Origin of the sequence: Limnobaculum eriocheiris (assembly GCF_021010575.1) — a bacterium.
In the GTDB taxonomy this organism is placed as follows: Bacteria; Pseudomonadota; Gammaproteobacteria; order Enterobacterales; family Enterobacteriaceae; genus Limnobaculum; species Limnobaculum eriocheiris.
Window position 1 is genome coordinate 66,670 of the sequence record NZ_JAJNAG010000001.1, and the last position, 13,602, is coordinate 80,271.

Sequence of the window (13,602 nt, forward strand, 5' to 3'; positions counted from 1 at the left end):
TGGTTGGCGGAAAACGAACAAAGAGAGAGCTCTATGAATGCTGAGCGTTCCGAACGCATTGAAATCCCTGCGCTGCCCTTAAGAGACGTGGTGGTTTATCCACACATGGTTATTCCACTGTTTGTTGGAAGGGAGAAATCTATTCGTTGCCTTGAGGCGGCGATGGATCAGGATAAAAAGGTTCTGATGGTCGCGCAGAAAGACGCCACCATGGATGATCCTGGTGTTAACGATCTGTTTTCGGTGGGAACCGTTGCCTCTATTTTACAAATGCTGAAGCTGCCTGACGGTACGGTAAAAGTACTGGTAGAAGGGTTACAGCGTGCTCGTATTACCATGCTGGCCGATAACGGCGAGCATTTCTCTGCACAGGCAGAATATATGCCGAGTGCCACTATTGATGAGCAGGAGCAGGAAGTTCTTATCCGCACCGCTATCAATCAGTTTGATGGTTACATCAAATTAAATAAAAAGATTCCACCAGAAGTCCTGACTTCCCTGAATGGCATCGAAGATCCTGCTCGTCTGGCGGATACCATTGCTGCACATATGTCTCTGAAGTTAAGCGACAAGCAAACCGTGCTGGAAATGGTGGATGTGGGTGAGCGTCTGGAATTCCTGATGGCGATGATGGAGTCTGAAATTGACCTGCTACAGGTTGAGAAGCGCATCCGTAATCGTGTTAAAAAGCAGATGGAAAAAAGCCAGCGTGAGTACTATCTGAATGAGCAAATGAAAGCCATTCAGAAAGAGCTGGGGGAGATGGACGATGCGCCGGACGAGATAGAAACCCTTAAGCGCAAAATTGAAGCGGCAAAAATGCCAAAAGATGCGCGGGAGAAAACCGAAGCTGAATTGCAGAAGCTGAAGATGATGTCTCCGATGTCCGCTGAAGCCACGGTAGTGCGCGGTTATATTGAGTGGATGCTTCAGGTGCCATGGAATTCCCGTAGCAAAGTGAAAAAAGATCTGAACAAAGCACAAGAGACTCTGGATACCGATCACTACGGTCTTGACCGGGTGAAAGATCGTATTCTTGAGTATTTAGCGGTTCAGAGCCGGGTCAGCAAAATTAAAGGGCCGATTCTGTGCCTGGTTGGGCCTCCGGGCGTAGGTAAAACCTCCCTGGGCCAATCCATTGCTAATGCGACCGGGCGTAAATATGTCCGTATGGCACTGGGTGGCGTGCGTGATGAAGCCGAAATTCGAGGCCACCGTCGTACCTATATCGGTTCAATGCCGGGCAAACTGATTCAGAAAATGGCCAAGGTTGGAGTGAAAAACCCGCTGTTCCTGCTGGATGAGATTGACAAGATGTCCTCCGACATGCGCGGTGACCCGGCTTCAGCGCTGTTAGAGGTACTGGATCCGGAACAAAACGTGGCGTTTAACGACCACTATCTGGAAGTGGATTACGATTTGTCCGATGTCATGTTTGTTGCCACATCGAACTCCATGAATATTCCTGCGCCGCTATTGGACCGTATGGAAGTGATCCGCTTATCGGGTTATACCGAAGATGAAAAACTGAATATTGCTAAACAGCACCTGTTGCCAAAACAGCTTGAGCGTAATGCGTTGAAGAAAGGTGAGTTAACGCTAGATGATTCAGCGATTGTTTCTATGATTCGCTATTACACCCGTGAGGCTGGCGTTCGTAGCTTAGAGCGTGAAATCTCTAAAGTTTGTCGCAAGGCAGTTAAAACCTTGCTGATGAACAAGAACGTGAAACACATTACGGTGAATGCGGATAACCTGAAAGAGTTCCTGGGGGTTCAGCGCTTTGACTATGGTCGTGCGGATAATGAAAATCGTGTAGGCCAGGTAACCGGTTTGGCGTGGACGGAAGTCGGCGGTGACTTACTGACGATTGAAACCGCCTGTGTACCGGGTAAAGGCAAGCTGACTTACACCGGTTCATTAGGTGAGGTTATGCAAGAGTCTATTCAGGCTGCTCTTACCGTTGTGCGTGCTCGCGCAGAGAAACTGGGTATTAACGGTGATTTTTACGAAAAACGTGATATTCACGTTCACGTACCGGAAGGGGCTACACCAAAAGATGGCCCAAGTGCTGGTACCGCCATGTGTACCGCGTTGGTTTCCTGTTTAACCGGTAACCCGGTGCGTGCCGATGTTGCCATGACGGGCGAAATTACATTGCGCGGTCAGGTTCTGCCAATTGGTGGTCTGAAAGAGAAGTTACTGGCAGCGCATCGTGGTGGTATTAAGACGGTACTGATTCCGGCAGAAAATAAACGCGATTTGGAAGATATTCCGGAAAACGTGATTGCCGATCTGGATATTCATCCGGTAGAGCGCATCGAAGAAGTGCTTGCACTTGCGCTGCAAAATCCACCGTTTGGCGCTGCGCCAGTGATAGTAAAGAAGCCAACAGCGGCGATAAAAGCATCAAAAAAGTGATGTAGAGCAAATATTCTTGATAAAACTAGGGCTGGCAAGGGATTTCTCTCTTGCCACTTTTTTTATGTACCGTTAAATTAGTGCCCAGGCTGACTTGCTATCGCTTGTTTTGCTTGATATAACGGCAGTGGCGTCGTATCCCTATCGATGATCAGGGACGACAATTTATCGTAAAGGGGATTTTATAGTGAATAAATCGCAACTGATCGACCGAATTGCTGCGGGAGCAGATATTTCTAAGGCCGCAGCTGGCCGCTCATTAGACGCAATCATTGATGCAGTAACTGACGCTCTGAAAAATGGCGATCAAGTTTCTCTGGTTGGTTTTGGTTCATTTGTTGTTCGTGAGCGTGCTGCCCGTACCGGCCGTAACCCACAAACTGGCAAAGAAATCAAAATTGCAGCAGCAAAAGTTCCGGCATTCCGCGCAGGTAAAGCGCTGAAAGATGCCGTTAACTAAGATTTTTTTGGTTTTTGCCATGTAAGGTATTACCTTAAGGCAATGAACTGATAGAATAGAGGCGCATCGGATGATGCGCTTTTTTTACGCCTTTTTTTGAAGGTTAATATAAACTTATAGCCATCTGTCAGATAAGCACCAATTCTGGCGGTAAACATATAGACCCGTTGGTAAATCGTCAGATGGCGGTCAACCATATCTATGTTTCATGGTTTAGCTCTATTACAGCGGAGAGTTGTCACCCTATGATGGACAATCTACGCGCGGCCTCGAATAGTGTCGTGCTTAAAGTTATCCTTGCTTTGATTATGCTATCGTTTGTTTTGACCGGCGTGGGTAGTTACCTGGTTGGCGGTTCAAAGTCTTACGTTGCCGAAGTAAACGGACAAGAAATTGATCGCGCCCGGTTTGAGCAGTCGGTCATGAATGAACGTGCTCGTTTACAACAACAGCTTGGCGAACAGTTCTCTCAACTGGCAGGCAATGAAGCATACGTGAAGCAGATGCGTCAGCAGGTGCTTAACCGCATGATTAACGATCTGTTACTTGACCAATATGCCGCTAAGATTGGCATGGCGATTGGTGACGATCAGGTTAAACTTTCTATTCAGACATCACCAGAGTTTGCTACCGACGGCAAGTTCGATAACAGTAAGTATCGTGACTTACTCAATCGCTTCCAGATAGCGCCTGAACAATATGCAGAAATGACGCGTAAACAATTGCTGAGTCAGCAGCTGTTAGCGGCATTTGCCGGCACCAATTTCTCTCTGCCGGCTGAAACCGAATCTGTTGTCGCATTGATTCAACAGCAGCGCAATGTTCGTGTTGCCAATATCGATATGAAAGCGCTGGAAGCCAAGCCTGAAGTTACTCCGACGGCAGAACAGGTCAAAACCTTCTACGATCAGAATAAGAGCCGCTTTACCGCACCAGAAATGGCTCGCGTTAAATATATTGAAGTCGATGCCGCAAAACTGACAGATGATATCCGCGTTAGCGATCAGGAAGTTGCCGATTTCTATACCAAGAATAAGCCGCTCTATGTTCAGGCACCCCGCAGCAATTACAGTATTATCGTACTGTCTAAAGAAAGCGATGCTAAAGATGTACTGGCACAGCTGAAAAGTGGTGGTGATTTTGCCGCATTAGCGAAAGAGAAATCACTGGAAAAAGATTCCGGCGCTAAAGGCGGCGAATTAGGCTGGTTGGAAGCCGCAGCGGTTCCTGATGATATTGCAAAAGCGAAATTAATCGAAAAAGGCCAGTTGTCTGATGTGATCCACTCTGATATGGGTTATCTGGTCGTTCGTCTGAATGATATTCAGGCGGCAAAAGAGAAACCTCTGGAAGAGGTGAAAGCTGAAATTACTAAAAACCTGTTACAGGATAAATCTTATAACAAGTTTGAAGATATTCAGACCAGGTTAATGGATGGCGCAGCCAGCAATAACCTGTCTCTGGATGCAGCAGAAAAATCATCAGGTCTGAAAGCCGCTGAAAGTGGCTGGTTATCTCGCGATAATATGCCGAAAGAGCTGGCTTATCCTGAAGTGGTTCAGGCCATTTTCAGTGGGGATCTGCTGGGTGTGAAGGGTGCTCCGGGTCCTAACTCCGATCTGATTACGGTAGAAGGCGATCGTGCATTTGTTCTGCGTATTGTTGAGCATCGTCCGGAAGCCGTACAGCCGTTTGAAGAAGTCTCTGCGGATATTACCGAGTTGCTAAAACGCCAGAACGTTATCAAGCTGGCGCGCGAGCAAGCTGAACAACTGGTTGCTGCACTAAAAACGGATAAAGGTGATGAAGCACTTCAGGCTGCCAAAATTAAGTTTGGTGACAAGAAAGTAATTACCCGTATGTCTGAAGATGCACAACTGGCTGAAAGCGTATTTGCGTTACCTCTGCCAAACGATGGCAAACCTTCATACGGTGTATCCAGCGATAAGAGTGATAATATCGTTTTAGTTGCTCTGGACTCGGTTGAACCGGGCAAAATGGATGCTGCTGCATTAAAAGCATTTAGTGCCCAAATGGCTAATCAGGATAGCGGTGTAGTACTGGATGCCCTGATCAGCAACCTGCGTCAGCAGGCAAAAATCAAAATGGGTGATTTAGCCAACGTTCAGTAATACGTGCGGCATACATCGCATTTAGATGTAACATCTCATCATAATCAAAGGCCGCTTTCGCGGCCTTTTGCATATCTGAAAAACCTGAATTTAACTGAATCACAGAGACGGGCAATCTGTTATGGCTGTGACCATAAGGCACAGTTTAATAACCAAAGGATATGCATATGAAAGAATCAGTTCTGACTTTACGCCACTGCCTGTTCCTCGGCGCATTGTTGCTACCACTTAGCGGTCCGGTTTTTGCCGATAAAGCGCCGTTAAAAGAGAGTATTCCGCCAGCAGCGGCAGTAGCTGTACCAGCACCCGAAGCGGTGTCGGTTACCAGTAAAGGGAAAAAAGCGTCAGATAACGTTCAGGTGAATATTAATCAGGCTACTGCGGAGCAACTGGCAGAGGTCATGTTGGGAATAGGGCTGAAAAAGGCCCAAAGCATAGTGAGTTATCGGGAACAGCACGGGCCCTTTGTCAGCATTGAGCGGCTTCAGGATGTACCCGGTATTGGCGCCGCAACAGTTGAACGTAACTTAACGCGTCTGCAACTTTGAGTTCTGGTAAACGTTGATAAAACCCATAATGACACCACGCCGGTATGGCGTGGTGTTTATCAGAAGAGCTTAACTTAATACCAGTTTACTTTTTAACTGAGCCATAACCTGCTGGCGGTTATTCTGATAAGTATTTAGCCCATTAGTACGCAAATGGCAGGCCGGACACTCTCCGCAACCATCGCCCTGAATACCGTTGTAGCAGGTTAATGTCTGGTGGCGGATTAATTCCAGCTTGCCGTAATAGTCGGCCAGAGCCCAGGTTTCGGCTTTATTTAGCCACATCAGAGGGGTTTCAAAGTTCACCGGGTAATCCATGCCTAACGCAACCGCATGGTTTAGCGCTTTGACAAATTCATCACGACAATCCGGATAGCCAGAAAAGTCGGTTTCACATACGCCGGTAATCACGGCCTGTGCTTTGATCTGATAGGCATAAATCGCTGCCAGAGTCAGAAACAGGATATTTCTACCGGGTACGAAGGTATTCGGAATGCCATCGTCAACGTCGGTAGGGACGGGAATATTGTCGCGGGTTAAACTGCTGATAGCCAATTGATTTAATAAACCGACATCCATCACTTTATGAGCGGTAGCTCCAAGCTGTTTAGCAAGGGTTCTGGCAACCTCAATTTCAGCCTGATGGCGTTGACCGTAATCGAAGGTCACGCAATGAACTTCATCATACTGAGTCAGAGCCTGAATCAGACAGGTTGTTGAGTCCTGGCCACCGCTAAAAACAACCACTGCACGCTTCATAATCACTCCATCAACTGTTTCTGTCTGATATCGCCGTTATCGGGGGAAATAGCATATACATTCGGGGTATTCTTCATTACATTGTTCTGAATTGTCTGACTGACAATATGGCAAATATAGTGATATCAGGGATACCCATAATCGGCAAAGCAGCTAATAATAGTGATTCACCGGTGATGTTGCCATGTTTATTATGGAAGCCTTCAATCCGAACCAACGATTTCTGCTGAGGCGGAACAGATAAGAGAAAAATAACGTGAAAATACTGGCTGATGAAAATATGCCTTATGCCCGTGAACTTTTCGGGCAGTTGGGAGAGGTAAGTCTGGTTGCCGGACGGCAGTTAAATACCGAACGATTAGCGGATACTGACGTGTTAATGGTACGTTCAGTCACCAAAGTTAACGCTGAGCTGTTAAGCGGTTCTCAGATTCGCTTTGTGGGTACAGCTACGGCGGGTACTGATCATGTTGATGATGTCTGGCTTAAACAGCACGGCATTGGTTTTTCAGGCGCGCCGGGTTGCAACGCTATCGCCGTTGTTGAGTATGTTTTTTCTGCGCTGTTAATGCTGGCTGAACGTGATGGTTTTCAACTCAGAGATAAAACCGTCGGTATTGTTGGCATCGGAAACGTTGGTTCACGTTTAAATCACCGGCTAAAAGCATTAGGTATCAAAACCCTGTTATGCGATCCACCCAGAGCACGCAAAGAAAAAAACGCGGAGTTTTTACCGCTGGAAACGCTGGTGCAGCAGGCTGATATTTTGACTTTCCACACGCCGTTGCATAAAGATGGGGAGGATAAAACTTTCCATATGGTGGATGATTCCGTACTGGCCGCCATCGCGCCGGGACGTATTTTAATTAATGCCAGTCGTGGTGCGGTAGTCGATAATATTGCTTTACTGCGGGCGTTGGAGAAAGGAAAACCGCTGAGTACTATCCTTGACGTCTGGGAACCTGAGCCGGATTTACTCCTGCCGTTGTTGGCGAGGGTCGATATTGGTACTCCACATATTGCGGGTTATTCGCTGGAGGGTAAGGCGCGCGGCACCACCCAGATTTATCACGCACTGAGCGAATATATGGGGCAGCCGAAAAGTATCGAGCTTTCCTCCTTGCTGCCACAGGCGGAGTTTAACCATATTACTTTTAATGGTGAATTGGACGAACACAGGTTAAAACGATTAGTGCATCTGGTGTATGATGTGCGCCGGGATGATGCGCCGCTAAGAAAAGTAGCAGGCCAGCGCGGTGAGTTTGACCGTTTACGTAAAGAGTATGTCGAACGCAGAGAGTGGTCCTCTCTGACCGTTGAGTGTGACAATGCGGATACTGCCGCTCAGCTTCAACAGCTTGGTTTTAGCGTCAGATATCGATAACACCTGATTTAAAATGATTTTACAGCCCGCTCTTTTTTCAAAGGAAGACAGAGCGAGCTGTGATGCGCATATATGTAATGATTTGGAGAGTTCAGCATGACTGATGGTTGGCAAGTTGCGGTACTTGGGGCGACAGGGGCAGTAGGTGAAGCCCTGCTTGAGCTATTACAGGATCGCAATTTCCCCGTAGGAGAACTGTATCTTTTAGCCAGTGAACGTACAGCCGGTGAAACGCTGCGTTTTAATGGTAAAAGCATTGTGGTACAGAATGCGGCTGAATTTGACTGGTCGCAGGCCCAACTGGCTTTCTTTATTGCCGGAACCGAAGCGGCAGTACGTTATGCAGATGAAGCGGCGAACAGTGGATGTCTGGTCATTGATAACAGCGGGGCATTCTCCCTTGAGCCGGAAGTGCCTTTAGTGGTGCCGGGAGTGAATAATCATGTGCTGTCTGAATACCGTAATCGTAATATTGTGGTCGTGGCGGATAGCTTAACCAGTCAGTTACTGACGGCTATTAAGCCGCTTTCTGAAGCGGCTGGTCTGTCGCGACTTCAGGTCACCGCCATGTTATCCGCCTCTGCACATGGTAAAGCGGCTGTGGACGATCTGGCCGGTCAAAGTGCCCGTTTGCTTAATGGATTACCGGTAGAAGAGGGTTTCTTTAATAAGCAACTGGCGTTTAACCTGCTGCCATTGTTACCCGACGCAGAAGGAAGCGTGCGGGAAGAGCGCCGTATGGTGGATGAGACCCGTAAGGTGTTGCAGGATGATGGGCTGGCGATTTCTATTTCTTGCATTCAGTCACCGGTGTTTTACGGTAATGCGCAGGTGGTGCATATGGAAGGGCTGCGTCCACTGTCGGCTGAAGAGGCTTATGATGAACTATCTAATGCTGAAGATATTCAACTGAGTGAGAATGACGATTATCCCACTCAGGTTGGTGACGCTACCGGTAATCCTCACTTAAGCGTTGGTTGTTTACGTAATGATTATGGAATTCCTGAGCAGATTCAGTTCTGGTCAGTAGCGGATAATATCCGTTTTGGCGGTGCATTAATGATGGTTAAAACGGCGGAGAGCCTGACTCAGGAGTATTTTTACTGATGTCAGAAGCGGGAAAAACCAGGGTTGCATTAGGTATTGAGTATGATGGCAGCGCTTATTATGGCTGGCAGCGCCAACAGGAAGTTGCCAGCGTTCAGGGGCATCTGGAGCAGGCATTAACTCAAGTAGCTAACCAGCCAATATCCGTTTTTTGTGCCGGGCGCACCGATGCTGGCGTGCATGCTACTGGTCAGGTAGTTCATTTTGAAACGGATGTTCAACGACAGGATGTTGCATGGACAATGGGCGTAAATGCCAATTTACCAAAGAATATTGCTGTACGTTGGGTAAAACGCGTTGATGAGGGTTTCCATGCTCGTTTCAGTGCAACCGCTCGTCGATACCGCTATATTATTTATAACCATCGTTTTCGCCCTGCCATTTTAAGCAGTGGCGTTACCCATTTTCATTTGCCGCTGGACGAAGCTCGTATGCATCGTGCCGGTCAGTATTTACTGGGTGAAAATGATTTTACCTCTTTCCGGGCAGTGCAGTGTCAATCGCGCACTCCGTGGCGGAATGTAAATCATTTAAATGTCACGCGACAAGGGGCTTATGTAGTGGTAGATATAAAGGCCAATGCGTTTGTGCATCATATGGTTAGAAATATTGTTGGCAGTCTGTTGGAAGTCGGTTGTGGCAATCAAGGTGAGCGCTGGATGGCAGAGCTGCTGGTTGCGAAAGACCGAACGCTGGCTGCTGCAACGGCAAAAGCGGAAGGTTTGTATCTGGTATCCGTGGATTACCCGGAGCGCTTTGCATTACCAGACTTACCCTTAGGCCCGCTTTTTTTAGATAACAACCTTTGTGGATGAATAACACCTACTATGGATTACATTACTTATATAATTGATTTCATTCTCCATATCGATGTGCATTTAGCGCAGATTTTTGAAAATTATGGTATGTGGGTGTATGGCATCCTGTTTTTGATTCTGTTTTGTGAAACAGGCCTGGTGGTAACACCTTTCCTGCCGGGGGATTCACTACTGTTCGTTGCCGGTGCGCTATCTGCTCTGCCGGGGAACGATATTAATGTGCATGCCATGGTGGCATTGATGATTACTGCCGCTATTTTAGGCGATGCGGTAAACTACACCATTGGTAAACTGTTCGGCGAACAACTATTTAGAAATCCGGATTCTAAAATATTTCGTCGAAGCTATCTGGTGAAAACCCATGAGTTTTATGAACGTCATGGTGGAAAAACCATTATTTTGGCTCGATTTGTTCCGATCGTCAGGACATTTGCCCCCTTTGTTGCCGGTATGGGGCATATGAGCTATCGCCATTTTGCCGCTTATAATGTTATTGGAGCACTGCTCTGGGTTGTGCTGTTCACCTATGCAGGATATATTTTCGGCGATTTAAAGATCGTGCAAGATAACTTAAAGTTATTGATAGTAGCGATTATTATTATTTCCATTATGCCTGGTGTGATTGAGGTTATTCGCCACCGTCGTGCGGCAGCAAAAAATAAAAATACCTGATAATTCATATCATTATAATTTTTGCTGCACAGAATGAAGGGTTCCGATAAGTTTTTAGTCCACTCTATCGGAGCGTTATGGTTTAATGGGCGATTATTTGTGTCATATACCTGTGTCAGACAGTGGCTGTCATTATCACGGGAAGATATCCGTCTGAATAACAGACCAGCAGTATGCTCGGTTTAAACAGAAAGGTCATCAATGAGCTGGATTGAAAGAATTTTAAGTAAGAGCAGCGCTCCAACGCGCAAAGCTAGCATCCCTGAAGGGGTTTGGACCAAGTGCGATAGCTGTGGTCAGGTGCTTTACCGCGCTGAACTGGATCGTAATCTGGACGTTTGTCCTAAGTGCGACCACCATATGCGTATGAGCGCTCGGGTACGTCTGCATAGCTTCCTGGATAAAGGCAGCGAAGTGGAGCTGGGTAGTGAGCTTGAACCTAAAGACCTGCTGAAGTTTAAAGACTCTAAAAAATATAAAGACCGTCTGTCCACAGCTCAAAAAGAGACTGATGAAAAAGATGCGCTGGTAGTAATGAAAGGCACTCTGTGTGGAATGCCGGTCGTGGTTGCATCATTTGAATTCTCTTTTATGGGTGGTTCAATGGCGTCAGTGGTTGGTGCCCGTTTCGTTCGTGGTGTTGAACAGGCGCTGGAAGATAATTGTCCACTGGTTTGTTTCTCTGCCAGCGGCGGTGCTCGTATGCAGGAAGCGCTGTTCTCCCTGATGCAGATGGCTAAAACCAGTGCTGCATTAGCTAAAATGCAAGAGCGCGGTTTGCCTTATATTTCGGTATTAACTGACCCAACCATGGGCGGAGTTTCTGCCAGTCTGGCAATGCTGGGCGACATTAACGTGGCGGAACCAAAAGCCCTGATTGGTTTTGCGGGTCCACGGGTAATTGAACAAACGGTACGTGAAAAATTACCGCCTGGCTTCCAACGCAGTGAGTTCCTGATTGAGAAAGGGGCAATTGATATGATTGTCCGCCGTCCTGAAATGCGTCAGCGTTTAGCTGGCCTGCTGGCAAAAATGACCGGTCAGCCTTTACCTCCTGAGGGTGAAATTCAGGGCGAACCTTCAGAGCCCGTGCAAGACGCGGAAGAGTAGCTCTGAACGGCGATTTACTAATGATATATTGCACAATCCGGCCTTTTGGCCGGTTTGTGCAAAATAACACCGTAGCTAAGTGAACGGGAATCATGAAAGATCTGGAAATACCACAAGCCACGTCGCCTCTTGCCTCGTGGCTTTATTATCTCGAGCACCTGCATAGTAAGGCTATTGAATTAGGTCTGGAACGGGTTCGTTCCGTTGCTGAACGCCTTGAACTGCTTAAGCCGGCCCCCTATGTGTTTACCGTTGCCGGAACTAACGGCAAAGGAACGACCTGTCGAACTCTGGAAGCTATCCTGATGGCTGAAGGCTATCGCGTTGGTGTTTACAGCTCCCCCCATTTAATTCGTTATACCGAACGGGTACGTATTCAGGGACAAGAACTGACTGAAACTGACCATACGCAGGCTTTTTCTCTGGTAGAGCAGGGAAGGGGAGAAATCTCTCTGACCTATTTTGAGTTTGGTACGCTGTCCGCGTTCCAACTGTTTAAGCAAGCTAAACTGGATGTGGTCATTCTGGAGGTTGGACTGGGTGGTCGTCTGGATGCAACAAACATCGTTGATGCCGATGTAGCGGTAGTCACCAGTATTGCGCTGGACCATACCGACTGGCTGGGTTTTGATCGCGAAAGTATTGGCCGTGAAAAAGCGGGCATTTTCCGTTCTGCGCGTCCTGCGGTGGTTGGCGAACCGGATATGCCGCAAAGTATTGCCGATGTTGCCCGTCAGCTTAATGCACCGATCTATCGTCGCGGCTATGAATGGTCATTTGATCTGAATCCCGCGGGTGATAGCTGGAGCTGGCAGACCAATGGGGAACAATTAACCTCTTTGCCATTACCTAACGTGCCATTAGCGAATGCAGCTACAGCGATGGCAGCCCTGCATTACTCTTCCCTGAATCTGGGCGATGACGCCATTCATCAGGGGCTAAAACAGGCCTCCCTGCCTGGGCGTTTTCAGACGATTGGTCAGTCGCCGCTAAGAATTCTGGATGTAGCCCATAACCCTCATGCAGCAGGCTATTTAGCCGGGCGTCTGGCAGCATTACCTAAGCAGGGGGGGAAAGTATATGCAGTGGTCGGTATGCTGTCGGATAAAGATATTGAAGGCACTTTAGCATTACTGAAACCTCAAGTAGATATATGGTATTGCGCCCCTCTGGAAGGGCCTCGCGGCGCAACAGCAGAACAGCTGGCGCAATATTTACCGCAACCACATATCTTTTCTGATGTTAAACAGGCCTGGAATCAAGCGTTGCAGGATGCAGGTAGTCAGGACACCATTATTGTCTGTGGTTCCTTCCATACGGTTGCACAGGTGATGGAAGTGCTGGAGTTATGCACAGGAGAACAGGATGGCTAGTCAATTTCAGAACCGGTTGGTGGGGGCAATCATTATTGTCGCCATTGGGGTAATCGTTATTCCCAGCCTGTTTGATGGTAAGAAAAAACATTACGAAGATGAGTTTGCATCGATCCCTTTAGTACCTAAAGAGGGAGACGATCAAAATACAGAAATTTTACCTTCGGTAAATCACAATCTACCGCCGGTAAATACGGGCGCTACGGTCCCGGAGTCAGGTAACGGTTCTGAAGCGGGTGCTATAGCCCCGCCACCGTTAGCAAACGGCAATGGCGGAGCAACCACGCCTCCGGGCGTGGTTGCTCCAGTTCAGAAACCAGAAGTTAAGCCTGAGCCAAAACCAGAGCCTAAGCCAGAGCCAAAACCGACGGTGAAGCCTGCGGATCCTAAACCAGAACCAAAGCCTGAACCTAAGCCAACGGTTAAACCCACCGAACCTGCTAAACCGACAGAGCCAACCAAGCCAGTGGAAAAACCACCGGTTGGTCAGGCCTATATCGTTCAGCTTGGCGCATTAAAAAATGCCGATAAGGTCAATGAATTAGTGGCAACGTTACGTTTGTCCGGATATCGGGTGTATACGATCCCAGCTACACCGGTTCAGGGGCAGATTACACGTTTAGTGGTTGGTCCAGATCCTTCAAAACAGAAGCTTGAAGCATCATTATCAGATTTACATCGACTGACTGGCCTGAGTGGACAAGTTAAAGCATATAGTACCGGACGATAACGTTTGCTTAAGTGGAAAAACGATACGCAAACGTTTTCTTTTTCTGTTAGAATGCGCTGCAAATCAGACGGCGTAGCATTTATATAGG

12 protein-coding genes are annotated in these 13,602 nt (G+C 47.6%); 11 read left to right on the forward strand and 1 reads right to left on the reverse strand.

Annotation, left to right across the window (positions count from 1 at the left end):
* Nucleotides 1–33 precede the first annotated feature (33 nt).
* The 4 genes from lon to LPW36_RS00335 all read left to right on the forward strand — a co-directional run bounded on the left by lon (nucleotide 34) and on the right by LPW36_RS00335 (nucleotide 5,561).
* Nucleotides 34–2,421 (forward strand): endopeptidase La, encoded by a 2,388-nt coding sequence (lon, locus tag LPW36_RS00320; protein WP_230607527.1) that lies wholly within the window; start codon nucleotides 34–36, stop codon nucleotides 2,419–2,421.
* A gap of 187 nt (nucleotides 2,422–2,608) precedes the next feature.
* Nucleotides 2,609–2,881 carry a nucleoid-associated protein HU-beta gene (gene hupB, locus LPW36_RS00325; RefSeq protein WP_218468014.1) on the forward strand — a complete coding sequence of 91 codons (273 nt, stop codon included), beginning with the start codon at nucleotides 2,609–2,611 and terminating at the stop codon, nucleotides 2,879–2,881.
* A 245-nt stretch (nucleotides 2,882–3,126) separates the two neighbouring features.
* On the forward strand, nucleotides 3,127–5,013 hold the full coding sequence (ppiD, locus tag LPW36_RS00330; protein WP_230607528.1) for a peptidylprolyl isomerase: 1,887 nt from the start codon (nucleotides 3,127–3,129) through the stop codon (nucleotides 5,011–5,013).
* Between the two features lie 167 nt (nucleotides 5,014–5,180).
* Nucleotides 5,181–5,561 (forward strand): ComEA family DNA-binding protein, encoded by a 381-nt coding sequence (locus LPW36_RS00335; RefSeq protein WP_230607529.1) that lies wholly within the window; start codon nucleotides 5,181–5,183, stop codon nucleotides 5,559–5,561.
* Between the two features lie 69 nt (nucleotides 5,562–5,630).
* Here LPW36_RS00335 and queC read toward each other — a convergent pair whose 3' ends face one another.
* Complete coding sequence (queC, locus tag LPW36_RS00340) at nucleotides 5,631–6,320, reverse strand: 7-cyano-7-deazaguanine synthase QueC (RefSeq protein ID WP_230607530.1); 690 nt, start codon at nucleotides 6,318–6,320, stop codon at nucleotides 5,631–5,633.
* Between the two features lie 256 nt (nucleotides 6,321–6,576).
* Between queC and pdxB the strand changes: the two genes are divergently transcribed.
* The 7 genes from pdxB to dedD all read left to right on the forward strand — a co-directional run bounded on the left by pdxB (nucleotide 6,577) and on the right by dedD (nucleotide 13,514).
* Nucleotides 6,577–7,704 (forward strand): 4-phosphoerythronate dehydrogenase PdxB, encoded by a 1,128-nt coding sequence (pdxB, locus tag LPW36_RS00345; RefSeq protein WP_230607531.1) that lies wholly within the window; start codon nucleotides 6,577–6,579, stop codon nucleotides 7,702–7,704.
* Nucleotides 7,705–7,800: 96 nt separating this feature from the next.
* Complete coding sequence (locus tag LPW36_RS00350) at nucleotides 7,801–8,811, forward strand: aspartate-semialdehyde dehydrogenase (protein WP_230607532.1); 1,011 nt, start codon at nucleotides 7,801–7,803, stop codon at nucleotides 8,809–8,811.
* A complete protein-coding gene (truA, locus tag LPW36_RS00355; protein WP_230607533.1) occupies nucleotides 8,811–9,626 on the forward strand; it encodes a tRNA pseudouridine(38-40) synthase TruA in 816 nt (271 codons plus the stop codon). The genes LPW36_RS00350 and truA overlap by 1 nt, the downstream gene beginning before the upstream one ends.
* 12 nt (nucleotides 9,627–9,638) lie before the next feature.
* Nucleotides 9,639–10,301, forward strand: coding sequence for a DedA family protein (locus tag LPW36_RS00360; protein WP_230607534.1), 663 nt, complete (start codon nucleotides 9,639–9,641; stop codon nucleotides 10,299–10,301).
* A gap of 201 nt (nucleotides 10,302–10,502) precedes the next feature.
* Complete coding sequence (gene accD / locus LPW36_RS00365) at nucleotides 10,503–11,411, forward strand: acetyl-CoA carboxylase, carboxyltransferase subunit beta (RefSeq protein ID WP_230607535.1); 909 nt, start codon at nucleotides 10,503–10,505, stop codon at nucleotides 11,409–11,411.
* A gap of 92 nt (nucleotides 11,412–11,503) precedes the next feature.
* Nucleotides 11,504–12,784 carry a bifunctional tetrahydrofolate synthase/dihydrofolate synthase gene (gene folC, locus LPW36_RS00370; protein ID WP_230607536.1) on the forward strand — a complete coding sequence of 427 codons (1,281 nt, stop codon included), beginning with the start codon at nucleotides 11,504–11,506 and terminating at the stop codon, nucleotides 12,782–12,784.
* Complete coding sequence (gene dedD / locus LPW36_RS00375) at nucleotides 12,777–13,514, forward strand: cell division protein DedD (protein WP_230607537.1); 738 nt, start codon at nucleotides 12,777–12,779, stop codon at nucleotides 13,512–13,514. The genes folC and dedD overlap by 8 nt, the downstream gene beginning before the upstream one ends.
* Nucleotides 13,515–13,602: the final 88 nt, after the last annotated feature.

What these genes read in the sequence shown, in the direction of transcription:
- lon (WP_230607527.1), top strand. Translation starts at nt 34, where the DNA reads ATGAATGCTGAGCGTTCCGAACGCATTGAAATCCCTGCGCTGCCCTTA.
- ppiD (WP_230607528.1), top strand. Translation starts at nt 3,127, where the DNA reads ATGATGGACAATCTACGCGCGGCCTCGAATAGTGTCGTGCTTAAAGTT.
- LPW36_RS00335 (WP_230607529.1), top strand. Translation starts at nt 5,181, where the DNA reads ATGAAAGAATCAGTTCTGACTTTACGCCACTGCCTGTTCCTCGGCGCA.
- queC (WP_230607530.1), bottom strand. Translation starts at nt 6,320, where the DNA reads ATGAAGCGTGCAGTGGTTGTTTTTAGCGGTGGCCAGGACTCAACAACC.
- LPW36_RS00350 (WP_230607532.1), top strand. Translation starts at nt 7,801, where the DNA reads ATGACTGATGGTTGGCAAGTTGCGGTACTTGGGGCGACAGGGGCAGTA.
- truA (WP_230607533.1), top strand. Translation starts at nt 8,811, where the DNA reads ATGTCAGAAGCGGGAAAAACCAGGGTTGCATTAGGTATTGAGTATGAT.
- LPW36_RS00360 (WP_230607534.1), top strand. Translation starts at nt 9,639, where the DNA reads ATGGATTACATTACTTATATAATTGATTTCATTCTCCATATCGATGTG.
- accD (WP_230607535.1), top strand. Translation starts at nt 10,503, where the DNA reads ATGAGCTGGATTGAAAGAATTTTAAGTAAGAGCAGCGCTCCAACGCGC.
- folC (WP_230607536.1), top strand. Translation starts at nt 11,504, where the DNA reads ATGAAAGATCTGGAAATACCACAAGCCACGTCGCCTCTTGCCTCGTGG.
- dedD (WP_230607537.1), top strand. Translation starts at nt 12,777, where the DNA reads ATGGCTAGTCAATTTCAGAACCGGTTGGTGGGGGCAATCATTATTGTC.